General features: G+C 67.6%; 20 protein-coding genes and 1 tRNA gene. 12 read left to right on the top strand and 9 right to left on the bottom strand.

What is annotated here, in order from left to right:
- The first annotated feature begins 270 nt into the window (after positions 1 to 270).
- From C265_RS00455 to C265_RS00420, 8 genes are all read left to right on the top strand, one after another.
- The gene (locus tag C265_RS00455) at positions 271 to 1,359 is read left to right on the top strand and encodes a Rieske 2Fe-2S domain-containing protein (RefSeq protein WP_010810080.1); all 1,089 of its coding nucleotides are present in this window, start codon (positions 271 to 273) and stop codon (positions 1,357 to 1,359) included.
- Positions 1,360 to 1,373: 14 nt separating this feature from the next.
- Positions 1,374 to 2,201 carry an SDR family NAD(P)-dependent oxidoreductase gene (locus tag C265_RS00450; RefSeq protein ID WP_010810079.1) on the top strand — a complete coding sequence of 276 codons (828 nt, stop codon included), beginning with the start codon at positions 1,374 to 1,376 and terminating at the stop codon, positions 2,199 to 2,201.
- Positions 2,202 to 2,272: 71 nt separating this feature from the next.
- Complete coding sequence (locus tag C265_RS00445) at positions 2,273 to 3,103, top strand: SDR family NAD(P)-dependent oxidoreductase (protein WP_037023307.1); 831 nt, start codon at positions 2,273 to 2,275, stop codon at positions 3,101 to 3,103.
- A gap of 44 nt (positions 3,104 to 3,147) precedes the next feature.
- Complete coding sequence (locus C265_RS00440; RefSeq protein WP_010810077.1) at positions 3,148 to 3,768, top strand: nuclear transport factor 2 family protein; 621 nt, start codon at positions 3,148 to 3,150, stop codon at positions 3,766 to 3,768.
- Between the two features lie 33 nt (positions 3,769 to 3,801).
- Positions 3,802 to 4,914 carry an alkene reductase gene (locus tag C265_RS00435; protein WP_010810076.1) on the top strand — a complete coding sequence of 371 codons (1,113 nt, stop codon included), beginning with the start codon at positions 3,802 to 3,804 and terminating at the stop codon, positions 4,912 to 4,914.
- A complete protein-coding gene (locus C265_RS00430; RefSeq protein WP_010810075.1) occupies positions 4,911 to 6,494 on the top strand; it encodes a FadD3 family acyl-CoA ligase in 1,584 nt (527 codons plus the stop codon). The genes C265_RS00435 and C265_RS00430 overlap by 4 nt, the downstream gene beginning before the upstream one ends.
- A gap of 239 nt (positions 6,495 to 6,733) precedes the next feature.
- Positions 6,734 to 6,810 (top strand) — tRNA-Asp (locus C265_RS00425).
- A 291-nt stretch (positions 6,811 to 7,101) separates the two neighbouring features.
- Positions 7,102 to 9,036 carry a SurA N-terminal domain-containing protein gene (locus C265_RS00420; protein ID WP_010810074.1) on the top strand — a complete coding sequence of 645 codons (1,935 nt, stop codon included), beginning with the start codon at positions 7,102 to 7,104 and terminating at the stop codon, positions 9,034 to 9,036.
- A gap of 70 nt (positions 9,037 to 9,106) precedes the next feature.
- Here C265_RS00420 and C265_RS00415 read toward each other — a convergent pair whose 3' ends face one another.
- Positions 9,107 to 9,763 carry an arylesterase gene (locus C265_RS00415; RefSeq protein ID WP_010810073.1) on the bottom strand — a complete coding sequence of 219 codons (657 nt, stop codon included), beginning with the start codon at positions 9,761 to 9,763 and terminating at the stop codon, positions 9,107 to 9,109.
- Between C265_RS00415 and C265_RS00410 the strand changes: the two genes are divergently transcribed.
- A complete protein-coding gene (locus C265_RS00410) occupies positions 9,762 to 10,460 on the top strand; it encodes an ABC transporter ATP-binding protein (RefSeq protein ID WP_010810072.1) in 699 nt (232 codons plus the stop codon). The genes C265_RS00415 and C265_RS00410 overlap by 2 nt on opposite strands.
- On the opposite strand, the gene pgi is transcribed toward C265_RS00410, so the two are convergent.
- The 8 genes from pgi to C265_RS00370 form a co-directional block, all read right to left on the bottom strand.
- Positions 10,457 to 12,100 carry a glucose-6-phosphate isomerase gene (gene pgi / locus C265_RS00405; protein WP_010810071.1) on the bottom strand — a complete coding sequence of 548 codons (1,644 nt, stop codon included), beginning with the start codon at positions 12,098 to 12,100 and terminating at the stop codon, positions 10,457 to 10,459. The two genes, C265_RS00410 and pgi, sit on opposite strands and share 4 nt — an antisense overlap.
- Before the next feature lie 142 nt (positions 12,101 to 12,242).
- Entirely contained in the window at positions 12,243 to 13,205 is a 963-nt protein-coding gene (locus tag C265_RS00400) for a DMT family transporter (protein ID WP_010810070.1), read from the bottom strand.
- Positions 13,202 to 14,788 (bottom strand): bifunctional ADP-dependent NAD(P)H-hydrate dehydratase/NAD(P)H-hydrate epimerase, encoded by a 1,587-nt coding sequence (locus C265_RS00395; protein WP_010810069.1) that lies wholly within the window; start codon positions 14,786 to 14,788, stop codon positions 13,202 to 13,204. Before C265_RS00395 ends, C265_RS00400 begins: the two co-directional genes overlap by 4 nt.
- Positions 14,789 to 14,794: 6 nt before the next feature.
- The gene (locus tag C265_RS00390; protein WP_010810068.1) at positions 14,795 to 16,093 is read right to left on the bottom strand and encodes a D-amino acid dehydrogenase; all 1,299 of its coding nucleotides are present in this window, start codon (positions 16,091 to 16,093) and stop codon (positions 14,795 to 14,797) included.
- Between the two features lie 61 nt (positions 16,094 to 16,154).
- Positions 16,155 to 17,465 (bottom strand): TRAP transporter large permease, encoded by a 1,311-nt coding sequence (locus C265_RS00385; RefSeq protein WP_010810067.1) that lies wholly within the window; start codon positions 17,463 to 17,465, stop codon positions 16,155 to 16,157.
- A complete protein-coding gene (locus C265_RS00380; RefSeq protein WP_037023387.1) occupies positions 17,465 to 18,016 on the bottom strand; it encodes a TRAP transporter small permease subunit in 552 nt (183 codons plus the stop codon). The genes C265_RS00385 and C265_RS00380 overlap by 1 nt, the downstream gene beginning before the upstream one ends.
- A gap of 104 nt (positions 18,017 to 18,120) precedes the next feature.
- A complete protein-coding gene (locus C265_RS00375; RefSeq protein ID WP_010810065.1) occupies positions 18,121 to 19,086 on the bottom strand; it encodes a TRAP transporter substrate-binding protein in 966 nt (321 codons plus the stop codon).
- 122 nt (positions 19,087 to 19,208) lie between these two features.
- Entirely contained in the window at positions 19,209 to 20,573 is a 1,365-nt protein-coding gene (locus tag C265_RS00370; RefSeq protein WP_010810064.1) for an amidase, read from the bottom strand.
- 250 nt (positions 20,574 to 20,823) lie between these two features.
- Between C265_RS00370 and C265_RS00365 the strand changes: the two genes are divergently transcribed.
- The 3 genes from C265_RS00365 to C265_RS00355 all read left to right on the top strand — a co-directional run bounded on the left by C265_RS00365 (position 20,824) and on the right by C265_RS00355 (position 26,570).
- Positions 20,824 to 21,429: a winged helix DNA-binding protein gene (locus C265_RS00365; protein ID WP_010810063.1), complete on the top strand. Its 606-nt coding sequence runs from the start codon at positions 20,824 to 20,826 to the stop codon at positions 21,427 to 21,429.
- Between the two features lie 190 nt (positions 21,430 to 21,619).
- Positions 21,620 to 25,666 (top strand): phosphoribosylformylglycinamidine synthase, encoded by a 4,047-nt coding sequence (gene purL / locus C265_RS00360; protein ID WP_010810062.1) that lies wholly within the window; start codon positions 21,620 to 21,622, stop codon positions 25,664 to 25,666.
- A 253-nt stretch (positions 25,667 to 25,919) separates the two neighbouring features.
- Positions 25,920 to 26,570, top strand: a complete 651-nt coding sequence (locus C265_RS00355; RefSeq protein WP_010810061.1) for a hypothetical protein — start codon at positions 25,920 to 25,922, stop codon at positions 26,568 to 26,570.
- Positions 26,571 to 26,725 lie beyond the last annotated feature (155 nt).

Raw genomic sequence — 26,725 nt, 5'->3', positions numbered from 1 at the left:
CCGGGGCATTGCGCCAGTCCGGCCGTCGGCGACCGGCGATCGGCTGGAGATAGTATCTGCTTCTCCATGCGCTGGTAGTGGGTGTTTTCCCCGGGCGCCGTGCGGGGGACGCCTGTCGTGCGGAGGGAAATAGTCCCAACAGACTAGATTCGCGCACGGACGCTCCATGTCGCTCCAGAAACGGTTGAATCTAGTCCGTCAGGACCATGCCCGTGAAGTGGCCCGGCCAGAAGAATAAGGCCATGAGCAAACAGTCACCACGGAGGAGACATGGAAGCGCAGCAGTTCCTGCAGACAGCCCCGCAGCCCACCCGCTACGCCCGCGGTTGGCATTGCCTTGGGCAAGCTTCGGACTACAAGGACGGCAAGCCACATCGGCTCGACATCTTCGGTACGCGCCTGGTCGCGTTCACCGGCGAGGACGGGGGCATCCGCATCCTCGATGCGTGGTGCCCGCACATGGGCGCGGACCTGGCTCTCGGCGAAGTGAAGGGCAACGCCATCGTGTGCCGCTTTCATGGCTGGCACTGGAATGGCGACGGCGCGTGCGAGCATGTGCCGTGCGCCAGCCGCATTCCGCCCAAGGCGCGCACACGTGCGTGGTCTGTCTGCGAGCAGAACCACCTGCTGTTCATCTGGCACGATCCCGAGAGCGCGCCGCCGCCGCCCGCGGTGGCGGTACCGCGCATCAGCGCGTGCTTCACCGGTGAGTGGACCGGGTGGACGATCCGCAAGATGGTGATCGGCACCCATTGCCGGGAGCTTGTCGATAACCTGGCGGACGTCGCCCATTTCGGGCCGGTGCACGGCTCACCAGCCGTCTATTTCTGCAATACGTTCGACCGCCACATCGGCTACCAGATGTTCCGCGGCGAGGAGAGCGAGTTACTTGGCCGGGGTCTGGTTGCGGACAGCGCGTACTTCGGGCCCGCCTACCACGTAACGCGCATGACGGCGGAGGTGGACGGCAAGCCCCTTGACACCATCCTGCTCAATTGCCACGTGCCGATCGACTCGCAGAGCTTTGAGCTGCGCTACGGCGTCATGGTCAAGAAGGTGCCGGGGCAGTCGGAGGAACAGAACCAGGAGATGGCGCAGGCGTATGTAGAGCAGGCGCAAGCCTCCTTCTTCCAGGACGTGGAGATCTGGCACAACAAGATCCGCGTCGACCGGCCCGTGCTCAGCGACGCCGACGGTCCGGTCTATCAGCTACGCGAGTGGTACCGCCAGTTCTACACCGATGTAGCCGACCTGCCCGCTGACCTTGACCGCAAGAAGGTCTTCGAGCGGCGCGACGGCACCTGGCGCACGCTCGATGCCGTGCCGCCGGAGGCGGCGAGCAAGCTGCACCTGATCTGATGAAGGAGAGCGTCATGCGACTGGAAGGAAAAGTGGCACTGGTCACCGGCGCCGGGTCCGGCATGGGGCGGGCCATGGCCGAGCGCTTTGCGGCCGAGGGTGCGGCGGTGGTCGTGGTGGACCGCGACGACGGCGCCGCGCAAGCGACGCTCGACACGATCGGCGGCGAGGCGCACGGCATGGCGCGTGGCTGCGACGTCGCGGACAGTGCGGCGGTGGGGCGGCTGCACGAGGAGGTCGCGATGCGCTGGGGGCGGCTCGACATCCTGGTCAACAACGCAGGCATCGGCCAGGTGCCGGGAGACGGCTTCGAGCACTACCAGGTGCGCGCGGCCGAGCGCGGGCGGCAGCTGGCAGCCGGCGAGACTCCCACGGTCTATACCGACATGATCGTCGACCTCAACGATGCCGGCTGGCAGCGCGTGGTGGATGTAAATCTCAACGGCACGTTTTACTGCTCGCGCGAGGCGGTGCGGCTGATGACGCGCGCGGGGGTGGGCGGCGCCATTGTCAATATCGCCAGCGTCTCGGCGCTGAGCGGCGAAGGGCCTCTCAGCTATTGCGCGTCAAAAGCGGCCGTGCTCGGCCTCACCCGCTGCCTGGCGCGCGACCTGGGCCCGCGCGGCATCCGCGTCAACGCGATCTGCCCGGGGCCCACGCGCACGCCGATGATGCAGTCCATCAGCGAGGAATGGGCGCGCAGCCTGGAGCGCGCGATCCCGCTGGGGCGCATGGCCGAGCCGGAAGAGATCGCGGCGGCGGCACTGTTCCTGGTGAGCGGAGACGGCATGCAGATGACGGGCCAGACGCTGTCGGTCAGCGGCGGCATGGCAATGATTTAACGGCGCAGGCGCGACGGCGACGCGTTCGGGTCGTTGTCCTGCCTCGATCGAAGGATAACAGGGAGAGCAGCATGCGAGTAACGGGACGTTTGCAGGACAAGGTGGCGCTGATCAGTGGCGCTGGCACGGGGATCGGCGCCGCCACGGCGGCGCGCTTCGCGGCCGAAGGGGCGAGGGTGATGCTGTGCGGGCGGCGCGAGGCGCCGCTGCGCGCCGTGGCCGAGGAGATCCGGTCGCGCGGCGGCGAGGCTGCGTGGATTCAGGCCGATGTCACCAACGAGGCGGACGTGGAGCGGGCGGTGGCCCAGACCGTCGCACAGTTCGGCGGCCTGCATGTCATGGTCAATAACGCGGTCAACTATACCTGGGGCGTGCTCGACGAGGTCAGCACGCAAGCCTGGCGGCAATGCCTGACCGGTAGCCTGGACGTCGCCTTCTTCGGCACGCGCGCGGCGCTGCGCGTGATGAAGGCGGCCGGCGGCGGTGCCATCGTCAACCTGGGTTCGGTGGCGGGCCTGCTTGGCAGTCCGGGATTGTCGGCCTATGGCGCGGCCAAGGCGGGCGTGCTCAACTTCAGCCGCGCCGTGGCGCTCGAGGGCGCAGCCCACAACGTGCGCGTCAACGTGGTGATTCCCGGGGTGGTCTGGAGCGAGGGCACGCGCGAAGCGCTTGCCAGCGAGGAGGTCGCCCGCGGTACCGCACGCGCGGTGCCGCTGGGGCGCGTGGGCGAACCGCACGAGGTGGCTGGCGCCATCCTGTTCCTGGCCTCGGACGAGGCTTCGTATATCACCGGGCAGAGCCTGGTAGTCGATGGCGGCAAGACCTGCCGGCTCGACGTGGGCGCAACCGACTATGTGTCGGAGACGTCAGCCGAGCGGCGCGCCGCGCCGCAGGCAAGCTGAGCGCACCCCACTGAATGAGCAAGGAGAGGCAAGTGACATCAGACATGGAATCGATGCAGGCCCGACTCGATCGACTCGAGTCGGTCAACGAAATCCGCATGCTGCCGGCCAAGTATGCGCTGGCGCTCGACATGCGCGACCTCGATGCCTGGACCAGCCTGTTTCCCGAGGACGTGGCGGTGGGCAAGGACCAGGTGGGCCGCGAGCACCTGCGGCGCTGGATAGACGAGACCCTGCGCAACCAGTTCACGGTGACCTCGCACCACATCGGCGGACACATCATCGAGTTCCAGGATGCGGACCATGCGAGCGGCGTGGTGTATTCGAAGAACGAGCACGAGACCGGCCCGGAATGGGTCATCATGCAAATGCTCTACTGGGACGACTACGAGCGCATCGACGGCCGCTGGTATTTCCGGCGACGGCTGCCATGCTATCTCTACGCGAGCGACCTCAACAAGCCGCCCATCGGCGACAAGAAGATGCGCTGGCCGGGCCGCGAGCCCTACGAGGGTTCCTGGCATGCACTATGGCCCTCGTGGAAGGCGTTCTGGAACGCCAAGCCGAATGAAGCGCTGCCCGGCGTCGCCGAGCCGGTACCGCTGGATCGCTTTCTCGAGACGATGCGTCGCGGTTCGGCACTCCCCAAGGTCCGCACGCGCTGACGCCATGCCGAAACCGATCAAGGGATCATCAAGATGAGCGCCAGCCTGTTTGAGCCACTGCAGCTCGGCGACATTGCACTCGCCAATCGCATCGTGATGGCGCCGATGACGCGCAGCCGCGCCGGCGCGGGCGACCTGCCCACCGGCCTGCACCAGGCCTACTACGCCCAGCGCGCGGGCGCCGGGCTGATTATTGCGGAGGGCACTTACCCTAGCCGGCATGGCAAAGGGTACTGCCGCACGCCGGGCATCGAGACCACCGCGCAGATCGACGCCTGGCGCGACGTGTCAGGTTCCGTGCGCAGCCTGGGCGCGGCGATGGTGCTGCAGCTGATGCACGTCGGGCGCGTGGCGACGCGCCATAACAAGGCGCCAGACGCCCAGACGGTGGCGCCGTCGGCGATCCGCGCGCGCGGCACCATCTATGCCGACGGCCACGGCCTGGTCGGGATGGAGATGCCCCGTGCGCTGGCGGCACATGAAGTCACCACCGTGATCGAGGAGTACCGCCAGGCCGCCGTCAATGCGCTGGCCGCCGGATTTGACGGCGTCGAGCTGCATTGCAGCAGCGGCTATCTACCCATGCAATTTCTGCTTCCTTGCACCAATCAGCGCACCGACGGCTATGGCGGTTCGCTGATGGCGCGGCTGCGCTTCGTCGTGGAGACGCTCGAGGCCATCGCCGGGGCGATCGGGGCGGGGCGCGTGGGTCTGCGTATCTGTCCCGGCAACCCGTATAACGACATGCACGATGACGACCCCGCCGCCACGTACAGCGCGCTGCTCGATGCCGTGGCGCCGATCGGGCTGGCCTACCTGCACGTGAGCCGCTCGCCGGATCCTGCGCTCGATGCATTTGCGCTGGCCCGTCGGCATTTCGGCGGTGCGGTTATCGTCAATGACGGTTTCGACGGCGCGAGCGCCGCGCGTGCAGTGTCCGGCGGCGTCGGCGAGGCGGTTTCGTTCGCCCGCCATTTCATCGCCAATCCCGACCTGCCTGCGCGCCTGCGGCACGGTGCGCCGCTGGCCGCGTTCGACCGCACGCTGCTGTATACGCCGGGAGCGCATGGCTACACCGACTACCCGGCCGCCGCGGAGCTTGCCGCGAGTGGCCAGATCCTTCCCCAGGGAGGCTTGCAACCGTGAGCGACTGCCTCGCACCGATTTCAACCATACCCAATGCCGTGGCACACACGGCGCGGCTGCGCCCGGATGCGGTAGCCATCGAGGAAGACGGCCGGTCCTTGCGCTATGGCGCGCTGCACGAGACGGCGCGAGTCGCTGGGCGTGCGCTGATGGCGCTGGGCGTAGCGCCCGGCGAGCGCGTTGCCATCTGGGCGCCTAACCTGCACGAGTGGATCGTCGCAGCGCTCGGCATCCAGATGGCCGGCGGCGTGCTGGTACCGCTTAACACCCGGCTCAAGGGCGGGGAGGCTGCCGATATTCTCGGGCGTAGCGGTGCGCGGGCGCTGATCTGCATCGGCGAATTCCTTGGCGTCGATTATCCCGAGATGCTGCGTGGGCATGCGCTGCCGGCCTTGCGCCACCGCGTCATTCTGCGCGGCGAACGCAAAGGCGCTTTGTCTTGGGAGGCTTTCCTCGCCCGCGCCGAAGACACACCCGAGGCCATGCTTGACGCGCGCATCGCCGCGCTGACACCGGACAGTCCGTCCGACCTGCTTTACACATCCGGCACCACGGGGCGGCCCAAGGGCGTGATCACCACACACGGGCAGAATCTGCGCGCCTTCTCCGACTGGTCGGGCATCGTCGGCCTGCGCCCCGGCGACCGTTACCTGATCATCAATCCCTTCTTCCATGCCTTCGGCTACAAGGCCGGCTGGCTCGCGGCACTGCTTCGCGGCGCCACCATCCTGCCGCTGGCGCAGTTCGACGCCGAAACCGTGCTCGCTCGCATCGAGCGGTACCGCGTCAGCTTCCTGCCCGGCTCGCCCACGCTCTACCTGAGCTTGCTTGCCCATCCGCGGCTGGATGCATACGACTTGTCATCGCTGCGCGTTGCGGTCACGGGGGCGGCGTCGATCGCGCCAGAGCTGATCCGGCGCATGCGCAAGGTGCTTGGTTTTGACGTGGTGCTCACTGCTTACGGACTGACCGAGTGCTGCGGCCTGGCGACGGTCTGCCGGCTCGGCGACGCGCTGCAGACTATCGCCAACACGAGCGGGCGTGCGCTCGCCGGTGTGGAGATTCGCTGCGTAGACGCTGAAGGAAACGACGTCGCCGCCGGTGAAGCGGGCGAAGTGTGGATCCGCGGCTACAACGTCATGCGTGGGTACTTCGACGACGAGGCCGCCACACGCGAGGCCATCGACGCCGCGGGGTGGCTGCATACAGGCGACATCGGCAGCGTCGACGCCGCCGGAAACCTGTGTATCACCGGCCGGCTCAAGGACATGTTCATCGTGGGCGGCTTCAACTGCTATCCCGCGGAGATCGAGCACCTGATTGGCACGCATCCGGCGGTGGCGCAGGTCGCGGTGGTCGGCGTACCCGATGCGCGCCTGGGCGAGGTTGGCCGCGCCTTCGTGGTGTTGCGCGAAGGCGAGAGCATGAGCGGGGAGGCATTGCTGGAATGGTGCAAAGCCCGCCTGGCAAACTATAAGGTGCCGCGTTCCGTGGCCTTCATGGCGGCCCTGCCGACCAATGCCACGGGCAAGGTCGTCAAGCACGAACTGATGGCGCTCCAGGCGCGCATGTGCGCCTGAGCGTGCAGGGCGGAATTGGCAGCCGAGGGTACAAGATTGAGTCATCCGGGTATTGCGCAGATGATGAACACAAGCTATAGTTCGGCCTCTTGCAGCAGGGCACGGTCGGCAAGGGAAGGTTGGCAGGCGTTGTAGGCTTATGATTTGTAAGGAAATTTGATTCCCTTGCAAGGCGTCCTCAGCACCCACCACTCTCCATCGCAAGGACATGTGCATTGCCGGCAGCAAGCACCGACACAGGAGTGGTAGTTCAGTCGGTTAGAATACCGGCCTGTCACGCCGGGGGTCGCGGGTTCGAGTCCCGTCCACTCCGCCAGTTTTAAGGAAACGCCCGCATTAGCGGGCGTTTTTCATTGATGCGGAGTGGAGGAAGCCGCCTGCGCGGCTTCCGGCGGGAATCGAAGGGCTGCGCTTGCAAGCGCAGCAGCGGCCCGCGGGACGTGGGCGAGTCCCGTCCACTCCGCCAGTTTTATTGAAAACGCCCGCATCAGCGGGGCGTTTTCATTTGTTCCCTCATGTTTCCCACCCTGCACAAGGGTGCGTGCCCAGCGGCTCCTGATAGAATTGTGGAGTTTGTCTTTCGTGCCAATCCACTACCCGAATCCGCATGCTTGATTTCGTACGCAACAACCGGCGCCTGATGCTCTTGCTGCTGCTGGTGCTTGTTTTCCCGTCGTTCGTGTTCTTCGGCGTGGAAAGCTATTCGCGCTTCATGGACAGCTCGCACGATGCCGCCAAGGTCGACGGCCGCGCCATCAGCGTGCAGGAGATCGATAACGTCGTGCGCGACCAGAGCGAACGCGCGCGCCAGGTCCTGGGCGCCAGCTATGACCCGCGCCAGTTCGAAGGCCCGGACGCCCGCAGGGCCGTGCTGGACCAGCTGATCCTGCAGCGCGTGATGGCCAGTGCCGTGGCGCGTGAGCACCTGACCGTGTCCGACGCCAAGCTGCTCGAGGAAATCAGCAACCTGCCGGCGATCGCGCAGTTGCCGCGCACCAAGGACGGCAAGGTCGACGACAAGGCCTACCTGCAGCTGCTGCAGTCGCAGGGCATGACGCCCGAGCAGTTCGATGCCCGCATGCGCTTCGAGCTGGCCACGCAGCAGCTGGGCGCATCGGTCGCCGCGACGGCATTCGTGCCCAAGTCGCTGCTCGATCGCCTGATCGCCGTGCGCGATCAGCAGCGCGATGTGCAGGCGCTGCTGTTCAAGCCGGCCGGCTACACCGCCAAGGTGCAGCCCGATGCAGCCGCGCTGAAGGCCTACTACGACAGCCACCAGCAGGCCTTCTCGGTGCCGGAACAAGCCAAGGTCGAGTACCTGCTGCTGTCGGGCGAGGCCCTGGCCGCGACGCAGGCGGTCACGCCCGAAGAGCTGAAGTCCTACTACGACAGCAATATCGCGCGCTTCCGCATCGACGAGCAGCGCCGCGCCAGCCATATCCTGATCAGCGCGCCGAAGGATGCGCCGGCCGCCCAGCGCCAGGCCGCGAAGGACAAGGCCACCAAGCTGCTGGAGGACCTGCGCAAGCACCCTGACACCTTCGCCGACGTGGCGCGCAAGAACTCGCAGGACCCGGGCTCGGCCGAGAAGGGCGGCGACCTGGGCTTCATGGGCCGCGGCGCGCTGGTCAAGCCGTTCGAGGACGCCATGTACGCGCTCAAGGATGGCCAGGTCAGCGACGTGGTGGAAACCGACTACGGCTATCACATCATCAAGCTGACTGGCATCAAGCCCGCCGAGACCAAGCCGCTGGAAGCCGTGCGCACGGAACTCGAAGCTGAGCTGCGCAAGCAGTTCGCCGACAAGAAGTTTGCCGAGCAGGCCGATGCCTTCGGCAACACCGTCTATGAGCAGGCTGACAGCCTCAAGCCCGCCGCCGACAAGTTCAAGCTGACCATCCAGACCGCCGACAACGTCACGCGCCAGCCGAACCCGGCGCTGGGCGCGCAGAGCCCGCTCAACAACGACAAGCTGCTCAAGGCGCTGTTCAGCGACGACGCGATCAAGAATAAGCGCAACACCGAGGCCGTCCAGGTGGCCCCGAACACGCTGGTGGCCGCGCGCATCGTCGAGTACCGCCCGGCGGCCGTGCGCAAGTTCGAGGAAGTCGAAGCCAAGGTGCGCGAGGGCTATATCGCCCAGCAGGCGGCCGAACTGGCGCGCAAGGACGGCGAGGCCCGGCTTGCCGCACTGAAGAAGGCAGACAGCGCCGACGGCTTTGGCGCGGTGCAGACCGTGTCGCGCGCCAAGGCCGAGGGTATGCCGCCGAAGGCGGTCGAAGCGGTGCTGCGCGCCGATGCGAACAAGCTGCCCTCGGTGGTGGGTGTCGACCTGGGGGCCGAAGGCTACGCGGTCTACCGTATCACCAAGGTCAGCCAGCCGACGCAGGCCAACCCGGCGCAACGCCAGGCCGAAGCGCAGCAGCTGTCGCAGCTCGCCGGCCAGACCGACCTGCAGGCATTCTATGAAAGCCTGAAGGCACGCTCGAAGGTCAAGATGCTGACGCCGGTGGGTGCCACGCAGCCGCAAGGCGCCGAGTAAGCGCCAGATCAGCCGCGGCAGCCCCGCTGCCAGCAAGGACCCCTGCCAGGCGGCAGGGGTTTTTTTATTCTTACTTCGCGCCGCTGCGCCTGAGCATCGGCTTGAGCTGCGGCCACACCGTATCGAGCAGCGCTGGCTGTGCCGCGGCGGTCGGGTGGATGCGGTCGGGCTGGAACCAGTCCTGCCGCGCGATGACATTGTCGAGGAAGAACGGCACCAGCCGCACCTTGTACTCGCCGGCCAGCTTCGGATACAGCGAGACGAACTTCTCGGTGTAGTCCTGCCCGTAGTTGGGCGGGATGCGCATGCCGATCAGCAGCACGCCCGCGCCGGCCTTCTGTGCCATGCTGACGATGTTGCGCAGGTTGGCCTCAGTGGTCTGCAGCGGCAATCCGCGCAGCGCGTCGTTGGCGCCAAGCTCCACCACCACGATGGCCGGGCGGTGCCGCGACAGCAGCTCCGGCAGCCGCGTCTTGCCGCCGATGGTGGTCTCGCCGCTGATGCTGGCATTGACAACGCTATAATCGAAGCGCTCCTGCCGCAGGCGGTCCTGCAGCAGCGTGACCCAGCCCGCGCCGCGCGCGATGCCGTACTCGGCGGAGAGGCTGTCGCCAAGCACCAGCAGTGCCGGCGCCGCAGCCTGGGCTGAGGCCCCGGCCGATATCGTCAGTGCCATGCCGGTTGCCAGCAGCAGCCGGCGCCATTTGCCTCGGATCCCAATATCCATGTCTTCTTCCATTCTCGCTGTCGAGTCCCTCGGAAAGACCGTTGCCGACACGACCGGTTCGCTGACGATTTTGCACGACGTGACCTTTTCCGTCACGCCGGGCGAAACGCTCGCCATCGTGGGGGCGTCCGGATCGGGCAAGTCGACGCTGCTCGGGCTGCTGGCGGGGCTGGACCTGCCCAGCACGGGCACGGTACGGCTGCAGGGCCAGGACCTGTTCGCGCTGGACGAGGACCAGCGCGCCGCCGTGCGGGGCCGCCATGTCGGCTTTGTGTTCCAGTCGTTCCAGCTGGTCGGCCACCTGACCGCGCTGGAAAACGTGATGCTGCCGCTGGAGCTGCGCGGCGAAACGTCGCAGGTGCGCGAGCGCGCCCTGGACATGCTGCTGCGCGTGGGCCTGGGCGCGCGGCTGGGGCACTATCCGCGCACGCTGTCGGGCGGCGAGCAGCAGCGCGTGGCGCTGGCGCGCGCGTTCGTGGCGCGCCCGGACATCCTGTTTGCCGACGAGCCCACCGGCAGCCTCGATACCGCCACTGGCGAAGCCGTGATCGCGCTGATGTTCGAGCTTAACCGCGATGCCGGCTCAACGCTGGTGCTGGTAACGCATGACCGCTCGGTGGCGGCGCGCTGTGGCCGTATCCTGACCATCGACGCCGGCCGCGTGGCCAGCGATGAATGGATGGGCGCGGAGGTCTAGCTGGCGGCGCCCGCCTTCAGCACCGCGCGGGCGCGCTCGATCAGCGACGTGGTGGAGGCATCGTGCTGGCCGACGGCATTCCCGGTCAGCTCGGCCTCGATCGGACGGGCCAGGATCTTGCCCAGCTCGACGCCCCACTGGTCGAAGGAATTGATCTTCCAGACCACGCCCTGCACGAAGGTGCGGTGCTCATACAGCGCAATCAGCGCACCCAGCACATGCGGCGTCAGGTTTTCCATCAGCAAGGTGTTGCTGGGGCGATTGCCCTCGAACACCATATGGGCGATACGGACTTCGTCCTTCAGGCCGGCGGCACGCAGCTCATCGGCGCTGCGCCCGCGCATCAGCGCCTCGGCCTGCGCAAAGCAGTTGGCCAGCAGCTTGGCGTGATGGCCTGCCAGCCGGCGCGGCGGCACCAGCGGCGCGACAAAATCCACCGGCACCACCTGCGAGCCCTGGTGGATCTGCTGGAAATAGGCATGCTGCCCGTTGGTGCCGGCCGTGCCCCACACCACCGGCGAGGTATGCGTGCGCACGGGCTGCCCGTCAAGCTGCACCGACTTGCCGTTGCTCTCCATCTCCAGCTGCTGCAGGAAGGCGGGAAACAGCTCCAGCGAGGTGGAGTAGGGCGCCATGCAGCTGGTGGGCAAATGCCAGAAATTGCGGTACCAGATGCCCAGCATGCCCAGGACCACCGGCATGTTGCGTTCCAGCGGCGCGGTGCGGAAATGCTCGTCCATGGCGCGCGCGCCGGCCAGCAAGTCGGCGAAGGCGTTGAAGCCCACGGCCAGCGTGATCGACAGGCCGACCGACGACCACAGCGAGAAGCGTCCGCCGATCCAGTCCCAGAACTCGAACATATTGGCCGGGTCGATGCCGAACTCGCGCACCGCTTCGGTATTGGTCGAGACTGCGACGAAATGCTTGGCAAGGTCATGCTCGGCCACGCCGTTGGCGACAAACCAGGCGCGCGCGCTGCGCGCGTTGGCCATGGTTTCCAGCGTGGTGAAGGTCTTGGAGCAGACGATCACCAGCGTCCGTTGCGGGTCGAGCCGCACCAGCGTCTCGGCCAGGTCGGTGCCGTCGACATTGGAAACAAAGTGCATGCGCGGCGCGGCATTGCCATCGGCATTGGCCAGGTGCGACAGCGCGCGGCACACCATGCGCGGCCCCAGGTCGGAGCCGCCGATGCCGATATTGATGACATCGGTGATGCGCTCGCCGGTGACACCCTTCCAGGCGCCGCTGCGCACGCGTTCCGAGAAATCGCGCATGCGTACCAGCACCTTCCGGATTGCCGGCATGACCTGCTCGCCGTCGACCTTGTAGCCGGCGCCGGCAGTCGCGCGCAGCGCTACGTGCAGTGCCGCGCGGTCTTCAGTCGTATTGATATGCTCGCCCGTGAACATCGCGTCGCGGCGTCTGGTCACGCCGGCCTCGGCTGCCAGCTGTACCAGCAGGCGCATGGTTTCGGGCGTGATCCGGTTCTTCGAATAGTCGAGATAGAGCCCGGCGGCTTCCAGCGAGAATTGTGCGACGCGCTGCGCGCCTTCGCGATCGAACCCGTCGCGCATCTGGGCGTCGCGAAGGGTGTCGTGGTGCCGCAGCAGGGCGTTCCAGGCGTGAAGGTCAGTGGGCATGCAGGACAATCGAGGTTGCGCGAGCCGCGTGGCGTTGCCGGCTCACAAGACAGAGATGCAAGTATATCGTCAGCGCTGCCGGGATCCGGCCTGGCAGCGGCGAATATCGTTACCACTTGCAACATACCAGCGTGGGCGCAGGCTAAGTATCGGACATTGTCTGACGGCGCGCGCCGCCGAGCCGGGCCGCGATGGCGCGTAGCACGGGTTCTCCCCCAGCGACGCACAAGCCTCCCAGACAGATGATGCCGATGCCGATTGCGGTGGTCCAGTCGGGCAACTGGCCGAAGGCCAGGTAGCCGATTACCGTCGCGGACAGGATCTGCAGGTAGAGGAAGGGGCTCAGGAAAGACGCATCCGCGTACTGGAAGGCCCGGATGACGAAATAATGGCCAAGTGATCCGGTGATCCCCGCGGACAACAGCAGCGCACATTGCATCGGCGTAGGCCAGGCGCTGAACCAGAAGAAGGGCACGATCAGCGTGGTCAGGCAGGCGCCGGTTACGCCGCTCTGGATCAGCGTGGTCATCGGTGTGTCGTGCGCGGCAATGCGGCGTGTCAGCATCTGCATCAGCGCGAACACCAGCGCCGACACCAGGCCCAGGCCGACACCGAGCGGACTGAGCTGGCCCCCCGGGCGCACCACCACCAGCATGCCGGCAAAGCCGACCACCACACCGGTCCAGCGCATCCAGCGGGCATGGCGCCCGGGGCGCTCGCCCAGCAGCCACGGCGATAGTGCCACCACGAACAGCGGCGCGCAGAAATTCAGCGCCGTGGCCTGCGCCAGCGGCATCAGCATCAGCACGCTGAAGAACACCAGCGTCGAGACCAGCATCAGCGCGCCCCGCAGCCACTGCAGCCCTGGCCTTGCCGGCCGCCACTGGCGCCGCCAGCCGGCGGGGCCGAGCAGCAGGAAGATCGCGACCACATGCCCGACATAGCGCACCCATGCCACGGCCACCAGCGGCAGTCCTTGCTGCGTCAGGGTCTTGCTGGTGGCATCGAGCAGGCTGAGGATCCATTGTCCGATGACCAGCAGGGCGATGCCGGTGAGCAGGTGGCGGCGGTCGGCGGGATCGCGCAGCATCGCGCCGCGCGTCATGCGCGGGCCCCGGCCAGCAACTGGTTGAAGATGGTGCGCGCGGGCGCGTACAGTTCGCTTGCGGTGACGCCGGCCGGCCCGGTGCCCTGGGCGACAAGGGCATCGGCGGCGCGTCCATGGATCCACACCGCCGCCCGGGCCGCGGCCAGCGGCGCCATGCCTTGCGCCAGCAGCGCCCCCAGCATGCCGGCCAGCACGTCGCCGGTGCCGGCGCTGGCAAGTGCGGCATTGCCGCTCGGGTTGAGCGTGCATGGACTGCCGTCAGGCGCCGCGATCACTGTGCCCGATCCCTTCAGCACGACCACGGCCTGCCATTGCGCAGCCAGTGCTGCGGCAGCAGCGGGCCGGTCGCGCTGCACCTCGGCGACGGGAACGCCCATCAGCCGGGCGGCTTCGAGCGGGTGCGGCGTTATCACGCAGGCCGCGCCGCTGGCGGCCAGTGCCCCGGCCAGCGCCGGATCGGCAGCCAGCAGGTTCAGGGCATCGGCATCCAGCACAAGCGGCAGCGGCGCGGCTTGCAGCAGCCGCGCAAACTGCTTGTGTGCGTTGGCGTCCGTGCCCATGCCAGGACCGATCACCAGCGCCGACATGGCAGCGAGGGCCAGTGCGTCCACGGCATGCAGCATCAGCTCCGGATGCAGCGGATCGAACAGCGGTGCGGGCTGCGCCAGGAAGCCGATATGCACCTTGCCCGCGCCGAGGAACTGCGCGGCCCTGGCGCCCAGCAGCGGCGCCCCGGTCATGCCCAGGTTGCCGCCGATGAGCGCCAGCGAGCCATGCGTGCCCTTGTTGCTGGCATGGTGGCGGCGCGGCAGCGCCGTGCTGAACAGCGCCGGGCCGTTTACCAGGCAATGGGGCGTTTCGTCCGGCGGATAGTCAAGGCCGATCGGCGCGATATCGACCTCGCCGGCGCAGTCGCGCCCGTCGAGCGTCAGCAGCCCGGGCTTGGCGGCGATAAAGGTCAGCGTGCGCTGCGCGCGCACGGCCGGCGCGCCCGCGCCGGTGTCGGCGAACAGGCCGCTGGGGATGTCCAGCGCAAACACCGGCAGCGCGCTGCGGTTGATTTGTCCGATCCACCACGCCATGGTGCCGTCGGCGGGGCGGTTCAGGCCGATGCCGAGCAGGCCGTCGACGAGCGCAGCGGTGCCCGCGGGCCAGTCCGCGTCATGCGAGGCAGCGATGCCTGCGACCACGCTGACCGGGACGCCGGCTGCGTGCGCTTGCTGCCAGGCGGTCGCGGCGTCGGCGGGCAGGTGCTGCGGGTCCGCCGTCAGCCATACCTGCACGGCACGGCCGGCGCTGTGCAATTGCGTGGCGGCCACCAGCGCATCGCCGCCGTTATTGCCGGGGCCGGCCAGGAACAGCAGCGGGCCGGCGGGTGCATGGCAGGCCAGCCAGCGCGCGGCCGCGGCGCCGGCGCGCGACATCAGCGTAAAGGCGGGCAGTTGCGTGAAGGCGGCGTTCTCGATGCGGCGGATGGCGGCGACGTCGTACAGCGGAACCGGTGCGGAGGCAGCGGCATCGAGTGCAAACCAGCCGTCGCCGTTTGCGTGCGAGGTGGCGGTAGAGGCAGAGGGTGTCATGTGTGGTTATCTGGCGGGCCCCAGGCCGTAGCGGTCGGGCAGCAGGCCCTCCATGTCGATGTCCGGGCCGCCATGGGTGCCGGCGCTGGCGGCGATCTGGTCAGCCGCAATCTTGCCCGATCCGCAGCTCATCGCCCAGCCCGTCGAGCCATGGCCGAGGTTGAGGAACAGGCCGGGCACGGCTGTTGGGCCGATCAGCGGCGGCCCGTCCGGCAGCATCGGCCGCGCGCCCACCCATTGCGTGGCTTCCTGGTAGTTGCCTGCCACCGGGAACCAGTCGCGCGCGACCTTGACCAGGGTGTTCAGGGCGGCCGGCCGCAGATCAAGCTTGCGTGAGCCCAGCTCGGCCGTACCCGCCACGCGCAGGCGGTTGCCCATGCGCGTGATCGCGACCTTGTAGGACTCATCCATCAGCGCGCCCAGCGGCGCCTGCAGTTCGTCGCGGACCATCACCGTCACCGAGTAGCCCTTGACCGGATACAGCGGCATGCGCAGGCCCAGCGGGCGCAGCAGCGCGGTGCTGTCGGCGCCGGCCGCGACCAGCACGCGGTCGGCGCTCAGCACCTGGCCAGGGCGCTTCTTGTCGGAGTGCTGCAGCTCGACCTGCAGCTTGCCCGCGTTGTCGGGCCTGACGCGCGCCACCCGGGTGTCGAAGCGGAACGATACGCCTGCGGCCTCGGCATGCCGGTGCAGCGCGCGCACGAACATCGGGCAGTTGCCGGACTCGTCTTCCGGCAGGTGCAGCCCGCCAGCCAGCGGCGTGTCGGCCGCCAGGCCCGGTTCGATACGGCGGCATTCCTGCGCGCTGACCAGCCGGTGCGGCACGTTGTTCTCGCGCAGCAGGGCCACGGCGGGCGCGGCCAGGTCGAGGTCGCGCGCGGTGCGGAACAGCTGCAGGTAGCCTTGCGACTGCTCGTAGTCGATCTGCAGCTCGCTGCGCAGCCGGTGCAGGCACCCGCGGCTGTAGAACGCCAGCCGCTGCATGCGCAGCTTGTTGGCGCGGTAGCGCTCCAGCTGGCATTCGCGCAGCCAGCGCGCGATCCAGCGCCACATGGCCGGGTCGGCGGAAGGGCGGAACAGGACCGGCGCCTCGCGCGCAAAGAGCGTGCGCAGGATCTTGCCGGGCATGCCCGGCGCCGCCCATGGCGTGACATAGCCGGGCGCGATCACGCCGGCATTGCCGAAGCTGGCTTCCTGCGCCGGCGCGGCGCGGCGTTCGAGCACGGTCACGTCGAAACCGGCCTGCCGCAGGTACCAGGCGGAACTGACGCCGATCGCGCCGGCGCCGATGACGATCACATGCATCGGACTGGGACCCTCCATATTGCCGGGCCGGCGGCAAATGGCCGGGCGGGGCCGGCCAATGCTATTTGACTTCCTGCTGCATGACAATGTCCGGCAGCCAGGTGACCACGCCCGGCCAGATCGTGACGATGGCGATCGCCACCACCATCATCATGAAAAAGGGCAGCGAGACCCTTGCTATGTAATTGCTGTCCTTGCCTGTCATGCTCTGCAGCACGAACAGGTTGAAGCCCACGGGCGGCGTCACCTCGGCGATCTCCACCAGCAGCACGATGAAGATGCCGAACCAGACCAGGTCGAAGCCGGCCGCCTGCACCATCGGCAGCACCGTCGCGGTGGTCAGCGCGATCATCGAGATGCCGTCCAGCGCCGTGCCCAGCACGATGTAGATCACTGTCAGCACGGCGATCAGCGCCCACGGCGACAGGTGCATCGCCGCCACCCATTCCGCCAGCGCGCGCGGGATGCCGGTAAAGCTCATGGTAACCGACAGGAACGAGGTCGCGCCCAGCACGAACATGATCATCGCGGTCAGCCGCGTGGCCGACATCAGGCTGTCCCAGAACGCCGCGCGCGTGAGCGAGCCGCCCGCCCACGCCAGCGCCAGCGAAGCCACCACGCCATAGGCTGCGGCTTCGGTCGCGGTGGAGTAGCCGGTCACCATGATCACGGTGATAAAGGCGATCAGCACGATGCACGGCAGCAGCTGGCGGATCGATGCCAGCCGCGCACGCCAGTTGAAGTGCTCCGACGGCGGGGTTTTGTCCGGGTTGGCCAGTGCCCAGACCACGATATAGCCGGAGAACAGCAGCATCAGCAGCAGGCCGGGTATGAAGCCCGCCAGGAACACGCGGATGATCGACACGTCCGCCGACACCGCGTACACCACCATCGTGATCGACGGCGGGATCAGGATGCCGAGCGTGCCGGCGCAGGACAGCGAGCCGAGCGTAGTGCGCTCGTCGTAGCCGCGCCGCGTGAGTTCCGGCAGCGCCGATTTGGCGATGGTGGCGCAGGTGGCCGCCGACGACCCCGACACCGAGCCAAAAATGCCGCAGCCCAGGATATTGACGTGCATCAGCCGCCCGGGCAGCCAGCTCAGCCACGGCGACAGCCCGCTGAACATCTGCTCGGACAGCTTGGTGCGGAACAGGATCTCGCCCATCCAGACAAAGAGGGGCAGCGATGCCAGCGTGTATGAGGCGCTCGACGACCACCATGCGTTGGCCAGGCTGACCAGCGCCTCGCGGTCCGAGAACACCACCAGACCGACCCATGAGGTGACCGCAATGGCCACGGGGATCCACGCGCCGATCGCCAGGAAGACGATCATCACCAGCAGCAGGATCAGTGCAACCACGACTGTGCTCATCAGACCGTCTCCCCGAAATCGCCGGCGGCGAGCTTTTCTTCATGGGCCACCTGGTAGCGCGGCTTGTGTCCGCGCACCACGCGCAGCCATTCATCGGCGACCGCCAGCAGGAAGCCGACGCAGCCAAGCACCGCGAAGCTCTGCGGAATCCACAGCGGGATCACGATCTGGCCCTGGGAGACATCGCCGATTTCCCAGCTCTGCCACGCAAAGGTGCCAAGCGCCCAGGCCGCGTAGGCGGCAAACGCCAGGCAGACGGTCAGCGAGACCAGCTCCAGCACCCGGCGCCGGCGCGGGCCCACGGCCCCCAGCAGCATCTCGACGCGCACGATGCCGCCATGCTGGAAGGTCTGGCCAAGGATCAGGAAGGCGGACGCCGCGCACAGCCAGGCGACGATGTCATCGCCACCCTTGAAGATCACCGAGGTCTCCCGCGACAGCGACATCAGGATCATGATCACGCAGACGGCGAGGATGCACAGCGCGCCGAGCACGGCAAAGAGGTCAAGCAGGCGGTCGAGCCAGCGCTTGGAGGAGGGGGCAGTTGGCATGATGGGCAGCAGTTGAGGCAAGCGGGCAGCAGGCTTGCTGACGAACATCGATCAGGCAGGTTTGCTCCCCTCTCCCGCTGAGGGGAGAGGGAGCGCACATCAGCCTACTTGCGGTAGGCGTCCAGGATAGCCTTGCCGTCCTCGCCCGCGCCCTTGGCCCAGTCATCCACCATGACCTTGCCCACCTTCTGCATGTCGGCCTTGAGCTGCGGCGAAGGCGGCTGCACCGTCATGCCGTTGCGCGACAGGGTGGCCAGGTACTCCTTGGTCTTTTGCTCCGAGACCTGCCAGCCGCGCTTCTCGGCGTCGGCGACGGCCTTGAGCAGGGCCTCCTGGGTCGGCTTGTCCAGTGCCGCGAACGCTTTCTTGCTGACCACCAGCATGTTCTTGGGCAGCCAGGCGTCCACCGTGTAGAAGTACTTCACGCTCTCCCACACCTTGGTGTCGACGCCGGTTGCGCCCGACGACATGAAGGAGTTGACCGTGCCAGTGGCCAGCGCCTGTGCCAGGTCGGCAGCCTGGATGGTCACCGGCTGGGCGCTGACCAGCTCGGCGATGCGCGAGGTGGCCGGGTTGTACGCGCGCCATTTCAGGCCCTTCATGTCCGCGGCGGAATTGATCGGCTTGTTGGCATAGATGCCCTGCGGCGGCCAGGCCACCGCGTACAGCAGCTTCATGCCCTGCTTGTCGAGCACCTTCTCGGTGACCGGGCGCGAGGCCTGCCACAGCTTGTAGGCGTCGGCATAGCTGGTGGCCAGGAACGGCACCGCATCGACGCCGAACACCGGATTCTCGTTGGCCAGCAAGGACATCAGGATCTCGCCCATCTGCACCTGGCCGGTCTGCACGCCGCGCTTGATCTCGTTGGCCTTGAGCAGCGAGCCATTGGGGTGCAGCACGATCTTGAGCTTGCCGCCGGTGGCCTTGTCCACGTCGTTGGCCATCTGTTGCAGGTTCTCGGTGTGCAGGTTGCTGGCCGGATAACCGGTCGGCAGGTCCCACTTGGTATCCGCCTGTGCCGCCACGGCGGCCAGCATCAGGCCGGCCGCAACGATTGCCTTGACTCGCATCTCGATCTCTCCTGGTGTGCGCGCGGGGGCGCGGTGGTACTGCTGGTTGCGTACTACCTGGTGCCGGTCGTGCCCGCATTGGCGGGCACGCCGGCGCAAGATCAACGGCGCGGCGGCAGGGCTCAGTCGTCGCGCTGTGAAGGTTGCACGATGCGTTCCAACGCAAGGGCCGTGCCCAGCAGGCCGGCATCGCGCATCGGGCCGTGCGACAGCATCAGGCCCACGGGCAGCTCGTCCGGCGCGTGGCAGGGCAGCGAGATCGAGCAGCCGTCAAGGAAATTGAAGGCCGAGGTATTGCGCAGCAGCAGGGCATTGACGCGGAAGAACTGCGCATCATCGGTGCGCAGCGGCGCAATCTCGGGCGCGACCATCGGCACGGTCGGGCAGACCACGGCGTCGAAGCGGGCCAGGCGCGCTTCCATGCGGGCGATCCAGTCCAGCCGGGCGCGGCCCAGGTCGATATAGTCGGCGGCGCTGACATTGGCGCCGCGGTCGATGCGCGAGGCCACGCGCGGGTCGTACAGGTCGCGCCGGGCGGCCAGCAGGTGGCGGTGGATGGCAAAGGCTTCGGCCGAGCTGAAGCCGCCCTGGGCGTTCAGGCCCGCCAGTTCGCCGAGCTCGGGCAGGTCGACATGCTCCAGTTGCACGCCGGCGGCCGACAGCCGGCCCAGCGCGCGGTCAAAGGCGCGCGCCACCACCGGGTCGAGGTCGTCCAGCAGGACCTGGCGCGGGATCGCCAGCCGCGTCGCGGCGGGGTTGGTGACGCGCGGGATCACTGCGCTGTCCGCGATCACGCTGTCCACGGCAATGCAGTCGCTGACCGTGCGCGCCATCGCGCAGGCGGTGTCGAGCGTGTAGGACAGAGGAAAGGCCCCCGTCAGCGGCACGCGCCGCGCGGTGGGCTTGAAGCCGGTGATGCCGCATAGCGCGGCGGGGATGCGGATGGAGCCGCCGGTGTCGCTGCCAAGCGCCGCGACCGCCAGCCCCAGCGCCACCGAAACGGCCGCACCCGACGACGAGCCGCCCGGGATGCGCGCCACGCCATCGGTGCCGGCTGGGTTGGCCGGCGTGCCGTAGTGGGGATTGATGCCCACGCCCGAGAACGCGAACTCCGTCATGTTGGTGCGCCCGACCAGGGCTGCCCCTGCAGCGCGCAGGCGGGCGACCACGGTGGCGTCCGCGGTGGCCGGCGCGGCATCCTTGCGCACCAGCGAGGCTGCGCTGGTGACTTCGCCGGCCACGTCGTAAAGGTCCTTGACTGAAACCGGCAGCCCCGCCAGCGGATGCAGCGCCTTGCCGGCGCGGCCGGCGGCATCGGCAGCGCGCGCGACCTGGGCCGCGGCCTCGAAGGTGCTGTGCAGGAACACGGCCTCGGCAGCCGGCGTGGCGGCAAGCGCGGCCGCCTGCTCGATGATCTGCGCACGGCTGGTGGCGCCGTCGCGCAGGCGGGTGTTCAGGGTGTCGAGGTCGGGAAGCATGGATGGCATGGGGTCTGCAAACGGGGTGCGAGGGCGGGGCGGGCACCGCCATGGTGGCGGCCGCCTGCCGGCACGGGGAAGGGCGCGGTGCACATGCGCAGGGCCAGTCGTGGCCGGCGTCCTCCCTCATGCTTTACCTGTATTTATTAGGTGTTCATGCTCATAATTCGCCAATAAACTGTCAAGCTAAAATTGCCGGGGCGCGCTCCGGGCTTATACCTAGCACGCCAGCGCCGTCCCATCGAAAGGAGTCTCCCGCATGCCACGCAAGCCAGCCGAGAGCGGGCATACCGCCGCCGCCGTGGCCGATGCCTCTGCCGTTGCCGATAAGGCAAGGCCGGCCACCGCGCTGTCGCGCGCGGCCGGGGCCAATATCGTGTCGTCCTCGCACCTGGTGTCGGTGCGCAGCCCCGAGCTGTCCGAGTTCGAGTTCGGGCTGAACACCGCCTACAATGCCTACAGCCGCTGGGTGGTGCGCTGCATGGGGGCGGCGGGGGTGCGCGACCTGACCTTCCTGGACGTGCTGGTGCTGCATCACGTGAACCATCGCGGCCGGCCCAAGCGGCTGGCCGATATCTGCTTCGTGCTGAACGTGGAAGACACCCACCTGGTGACCTACGCATTGAAGAAGCTGCAGGGGCTGGGGCTGGTGAGCGGGGAGCGGGTCGGCAAGGAGGCCACTTATTCGACCACCCCGGCCGGTGCCGAGGCCTGCGCACGCTATCGCGAGATCCGCGAACAATGCCTGACCAGCAACTTCACCGAAGGCAGCGAAGAGAATGCCGAGATCGGGGAGCTCGCCCGGCTGATGCGGGTGCTGACCGGACTGTACGAGCAGGCCGCGCGCTCGGCGACGTCACTCTGAGCCGTCCATTCGGTAAAAGTGACGCATAAGCATTATCAGGATGGGCGGTAACACGGCCCCGTCGTGATGTCGCAGTGCAAAATCCGGGTGCCGGCAAGGTACAATAGCGGTTTCCCGCCAGTCGGCACCCCATGCAGCGGTGCCGGCTAAGCAGCAGCCCCTACCTCACCGCCTCCCGACCGCTACGATCATGGCGCATTTCTCGTGCTTCCCCGGCGCTTTGGCGCTTTCCGCCTTCCGTCAGCAACGCCTGCTCACCGCCCTGCGGCAGATCGACGCCGATATTGAATCGGTGCATGGCCAGTTCCTGCACTTTGTCGACGCACAGACGCCGCTGTCGGCCGAAGAGCAGTCCCGCGTGGCGGCGCTGCTGACCTACGGCGCACCGTTCGCCGATCAGCCCGACGGCGACCGCTTCGTGGTGATCCCGCGCTTCGGCACGATCTCGCCGTGGGCCAGCAAGGCCACCGACATCGCCCATAACTGCGGCCTCACGCATATCCACCGCATCGAGCGCGGTATCGAAATCACGGTCATCTGCAAGAAGGGCCTGCTGCGCGGCCGCAAGACGCTGGACGCGGATACCCGCGCCGCCGTCGCCGCGCACCTGTTCGACCGCATGACCGAGACCGTGGTCGCCTCGCGTGACGATGCCGCCGGCCTGTTCCAGGAACTGCCGGCCAAGCCGCTGCGCTTTATCGACATCTCGGCCGGACGCAGCGCGCTGGCCGCGGCCAACGTCGAGATGGGCCTGGCGCTGTCCGAGGACGAGATCGACTACCTGGTCGATGCCTACGGCAAGCTGGAGCGCAACCCGACCGACGTCGAGCTGATGATGTTCGCGCAGGCCAACAGCGAGCACTGCCGCCACAAGATTTTCAACGCCACCTGGACCATCGACGGCGTGCAGCAGGACAAGTCGCTGTTCGCGATGATCCGCAATACGCACCAGCTCAATCCGCAAGGCTCGATCGTGGCCTACTCGGACAACTCGGCGGTGATGGAGGGGGACGTGGCCGAGCGCTGGTTCCCGCGCGGCGATGACCACAAGTACGGCCGCCACGAGGCGCTGACCCACACGCTGATGAAGGTGGAGACGCACAACCACCCGACCGCGATCTCGCCGTTCCCGGGTGCCTCCACCGGCGCCGGCGGTGAAATCCGCGACGAGGGCGCGACCGGCCGCGGCGCCAAGCCTAAGGCCGGCCTGACCGGCTTCACGGTGTCCAACCTGATGCTGCCCGAGGCCGTCGAGTCCTGGGAAAACGACCGCGACGCCGCCCAGCCGGTGGCGCACCGCAACCCGGAAGACAAGCCCGGCGTGACCGGCAAGCCGGACCGCATCGCCTCGCCGCTGCAGATCATGATCGACGGCCCGCTCGGCGGCGCCGCCTTCAACAACGAATTCGGCCGTGCCAACCTGGGCGGCTATTTCCGCGTCTACGAGCAGAACGTCGGCGGCACCGTGCGCGGCTACCACAAGCCGATCATGATCGCGGGCGGGATCGGCAATATCGACGCCGCGCACACGCACAAGAACCCGCTGCCGGCCGGCACGCTGCTGATCCAGCTGGGCGGCCCGGGCATGCGCATCGGCATGGGCGGCGGCGCCGCCAGCTCGATGGCGACCGGCACCAACACCGCCGATCTGGACTTCGATTCGGTCCAGCGCGGCAACCCCGAGATGGAGCGCCGCGCGCAGGAAGTGATCAACGCCTGCTGGCAGCTCGGCGACGCCAACCCGATCCTGTCGATCCATGACGTCGGCGCGGGCGGCATCTCCAACGCCTTCCCCGAACTGGTGGACGGCGCCGACCGCGGGGCACGCTTCGACCTGCGCCAGGTGCACCTGGAAGAGTCCGGCCTGTCGCCGGCCGAGATCTGGTGCAACGAGTCGCAGGAACGCTATGTGCTGGCGATCGCGCCGGACAGCTTCCCGCAATTCCAGGCCATGTGCCAGCGCGAGCGCTCGCCGTTCGCGGTGGTTGGCATTGCCACGGAAGAAAAGCAGCTGCAACTGGTCGACGCCAGCGTCGACGCCGCGCTCAAGGAGCACTACGCCGTCGACATGCCGATGGACGTGCTGCTGGGCAAGCCGCCGCGCATGCATCGCGACGTCAAGCGCGTCGAGCAGGAACTGCCGGCGGTGGACGTGACCGGCATCAGTCTGGAGCAGGCGGTGCGCGACGTGCTGCGCCATCCGACCGTGGCCAACAAGTCGTTCCTGATCAGCATTGGCGACCGTACCGTGGGCGGCATGAACGCGCGCGACCAGATGGTCGGCCCGTGGCAGGTGCCGGTTGCCGACGTGGCCGTGACCACGCTCGACTACCAGGGCAAGGCCGGCGAAGCGATGACCATGGGTGAGCGCACCCCGCTGGCCGTGATCAATGCGCCGGCCTCCGGCCGCATGGCGATCGGCGAGGCGCTGACCAACCTGGCCGCCGCGCCGGTCAAGGACCTGGGCAAGGTCAAGCTGTCGGCCAACTGGATGGCGGCCTGCGGCGTGGAAGGCGAAGACGCGAAGCTGTATGACACCGTGCACGCCGTCGGCATGGAACTGTGCCCGGCGCTTGGCATCAGCATCCCGGTCGGCAAGGATTCGCTGTCGATGCGCACCAAGTGGCAGGACGACGGCGTCAACAAGGAAGTGGTCGCGCCGGTGTCGCTGATCATCTCGGCCTTTGCCGCGGTGGACGACGTCAATCGCACGCTGACCCCGCAACTGCGCACCGACGCCGGCGACACCGTGCTGATCGCCGTCGACCTGGGCCGTGGCAAGAACCGCATGGCCGGCAGCATCCTGGCGCAGGTGACGCAGCAGGTCGGCGACAGCGCCCCCGACGTCGATAACGCCGAAGACCTGAAGAACTTCTTCAACGTGATCCAGCGCCTGAACCGCGAAGGCAAGCTGCTGGCCTATCACGACCGCTCGGATGGCGGCTTCATGGCCGCGCTGGCGGAAATGGCCTTTGCCGGCCACTGCGGCATCTCGCTCAACGTCGACATGCTGGCGCTGGACCCGCAGCAGGAGCAGGACTACGGCGACGCCAAGAACTGGGCGCAGCAGATCGCCGAGCGCCGCAACGACCAGACCTTGCGCGCGCTGTTCTCGGAAGAGCTCGGCGCGGTGGTGCAGGTGCGCATGGAAGACCGCGACACGGTCTTTGCCGTGCTGCGCGAAGCCGGCCTGTCGGCCTGCAGCCATGTGGTGGGCAAGCCCAACGCGACCGACCAGATCGAGGTCTATCGCGATGCCAAGAAGGTCTTCGGCGCCTCGCGCACCGACCTGCAGCGCAACTGGAGCGAAGTCAGCTGGCGCATCGCGCGCCTGCGCGACAACCCGGCCTGCGCCGACAGCGAATACGACCGCCTGCTCGACGCCGCTGACCCCGGCATCAGCCCGGTGCTGACCTTCGATGCGGCCGAAGACATCGCCGCGCCGTTCATCGCCACCGGCGCCCGCCCGCGCGTGGCGATCCTGCGCGAGCAGGGCGTCAACTCGCAGATCGAGATGGCGTACAGCATGGATCGCGCCGGCTTCGATACGCACGACGTGCACATGAGCGACCTGATCGCAGGCCGCGCCAATCTGGCCGACTTCAGCGGCTTTGTCGCGTGCGGCGGCTTCAGCTACGGCGACGTGCTGGGCGCGGGCGAGGGCTGGGCCAAGACCATCCTGTTCAACGCGCAGATGGCCGAGCAGTTCGCTGCCTTCTTCAACCGCCAGGACACTTTTGCGCTGGGCGTTTGCAACGGCTGCCAGATGATGAGCAACCTGGCCCCGATCATCCCGGGCGCAGGCGCCTGGCCGAAGTTCACGCGCAACCAGTCGGAGCAGTACGAGGCGCGCTTTGTCACGGTCGAGGTGCAGTCGTCGCCGTCGATCTTCTTCGCCGGCATGGAAGGCAGCCGCATTCCGATCGTGGTTGCCCACGGCGAAGGGTTTGCCGACTTCTCGCAGCAGGGCAATATCGACCAGGCCCACGTGGCGCTGCGCTTTGTCGACAACTACGGTGCGGTCACGCAGGCCTATCCGCTCAACCCGAACGGCTCGCCTGACGGCATTACCTCGGTGACCACCGTCGATGGCCGCTTCACCGTGCTGATGCCGCACCCGGAACGCGTGTTCCGTGCCGCGACCATGAGCTGGGCGCCGGATGCGTGGAAGCAGGTTGCCGACGGCGGCAGCCCGTGGATGCGGATGTTCCGCAATGCGCGGAAGTGGGTGGGGTAAGCAGCAGCCCAGGGCTTGCGCCCTTCGTCCCAAGCAAGAGCCACCGGCAGCGCCGGTGGCTTTTTAGTTTTTCGGCGATGCAAGCGGCCAAAGCCCAAATGGCGACGGCCATTTCGCTCCGCATCTTGGAATCTTCCGCATTTCCTGCCGCTTTCGCACTGTTACTCTCGCGCTGACTCACGATCGGATGCAGGGCTGGTCCGCTTGCATCCGGGTCGCTTGAACCCGGAACGGCTGATCCGGAGATCCCACCATGAATCAGAAGGCGCAGTCGTCCCCGGCAGTCGATGCAGACTATATGTTCGCCACGGTCCCGCCCGGTGCGCGCAGGCCAACCTGGAAGCAGGTGATGGTATGGGTCGGGTTTGGCTATGTTGCCACCGGCCTGTTTATCGGCGGCACCCTGGCCGGGCCCGCGGGCGGAGCGGGCGTTTCTTTCTCCATGGCGTTGCTGGCCATCGCCATCGCCATCGCCATCGGCATGGGCATGGGCATGGGCATGGGCATCCTGTTCGTGCTGACAGCCCTGCTCGGCATCATCGCCCAACGCACCGGCCTGAGCCTGGCGTTGTTGTGCCGCTATGCCTACGGCGCCAGGGGCATGAACGCGCAGCTCATCAATTACCTCGGCATCATGGCGCCGCCGCTGGCCGGCCCGCTGCTGGCGGATTTCTATATCCGGCACAAAGGCCGCTATGACGTTCGCGAACTCGACCGGCAGCCCGCATTCAACCGGGCCGGCGTCGGCGCCGCGCTGGTCGGCATGGCACTGGGGCTCGGCCTTGAGCTGAACCGCTGGCTGCCCGAGTGGCCCAACGGGCTGGTGGCGCTGCTGGCCACGGTGCTGGTGTACCTGCTGTTCCTGAACGCGAAAGTGCAGCCGCTGGCGGAGAACGCATCATGAAGAAAGTCTTGCTGAACGAGGTTTCCACGGCCGAACTGGAGGCCAGTTTGCCGCTGGCGGCATAGACAGCGCCATCGGGAAAAGGGCAGCAAGATGCTGGACGCGCTGGTCGGACTGGTTGCCGACAGTATCAGGCAGCTCGACGAAACCGGGTG

It is taken from the genome of Cupriavidus sp. GA3-3, from assembly GCF_000389805.1.
Taxonomy (GTDB): Bacteria; Pseudomonadota; Gammaproteobacteria; order Burkholderiales; family Burkholderiaceae; genus Cupriavidus; species Cupriavidus necator_D.
The sequence above is the reverse complement of the archived record's forward strand: the minus strand, read 5'-3'. Positions and strand labels throughout refer to the sequence as shown.

Coding starts and splice junctions, on each gene's coding strand:
- C265_RS00455 (WP_010810080.1), top strand. CDS start 271: ATGGAAGCGCAGCAGTTCCTGCAGACAGCCCCGCAGCCCACCCGCTAC.
- C265_RS00450 (WP_010810079.1), top strand. CDS start 1,374: ATGCGACTGGAAGGAAAAGTGGCACTGGTCACCGGCGCCGGGTCCGGC.
- C265_RS00445 (WP_037023307.1), top strand. CDS start 2,273: ATGCGAGTAACGGGACGTTTGCAGGACAAGGTGGCGCTGATCAGTGGC.
- C265_RS00440 (WP_010810077.1), top strand. CDS start 3,148: ATGGAATCGATGCAGGCCCGACTCGATCGACTCGAGTCGGTCAACGAA.
- C265_RS00435 (WP_010810076.1), top strand. CDS start 3,802: ATGAGCGCCAGCCTGTTTGAGCCACTGCAGCTCGGCGACATTGCACTC.
- C265_RS00420 (WP_010810074.1), top strand. CDS start 7,102: ATGCTTGATTTCGTACGCAACAACCGGCGCCTGATGCTCTTGCTGCTG.
- C265_RS00410 (WP_010810072.1), top strand. CDS start 9,762: ATGTCTTCTTCCATTCTCGCTGTCGAGTCCCTCGGAAAGACCGTTGCC.
- C265_RS00415 (WP_010810073.1), bottom strand. CDS start 9,763: ATGGATATTGGGATCCGAGGCAAATGGCGCCGGCTGCTGCTGGCAACC.
- pgi (WP_010810071.1), bottom strand. CDS start 12,100: ATGCCCACTGACCTTCACGCCTGGAACGCCCTGCTGCGGCACCACGAC.
- C265_RS00400 (WP_010810070.1), bottom strand. CDS start 13,205: ATGACGCGCGGCGCGATGCTGCGCGATCCCGCCGACCGCCGCCACCTG.
- C265_RS00395 (WP_010810069.1), bottom strand. CDS start 14,788: ATGACACCCTCTGCCTCTACCGCCACCTCGCACGCAAACGGCGACGGC.
- C265_RS00390 (WP_010810068.1), bottom strand. CDS start 16,093: ATGCATGTGATCGTCATCGGCGCCGGCGCGATCGGCGTCAGTTCCGCC.
- C265_RS00385 (WP_010810067.1), bottom strand. CDS start 17,465: ATGAGCACAGTCGTGGTTGCACTGATCCTGCTGCTGGTGATGATCGTC.
- C265_RS00380 (WP_037023387.1), bottom strand. CDS start 18,016: ATGCCAACTGCCCCCTCCTCCAAGCGCTGGCTCGACCGCCTGCTTGAC.
- C265_RS00375 (WP_010810065.1), bottom strand. CDS start 19,086: ATGCGAGTCAAGGCAATCGTTGCGGCCGGCCTGATGCTGGCCGCCGTG.
- C265_RS00370 (WP_010810064.1), bottom strand. CDS start 20,573: ATGCCATCCATGCTTCCCGACCTCGACACCCTGAACACCCGCCTGCGC.
- C265_RS00365 (WP_010810063.1), top strand. CDS start 20,824: ATGCCACGCAAGCCAGCCGAGAGCGGGCATACCGCCGCCGCCGTGGCC.
- purL (WP_010810062.1), top strand. CDS start 21,620: ATGGCGCATTTCTCGTGCTTCCCCGGCGCTTTGGCGCTTTCCGCCTTC.
- C265_RS00355 (WP_010810061.1), top strand. CDS start 25,920: ATGAATCAGAAGGCGCAGTCGTCCCCGGCAGTCGATGCAGACTATATG.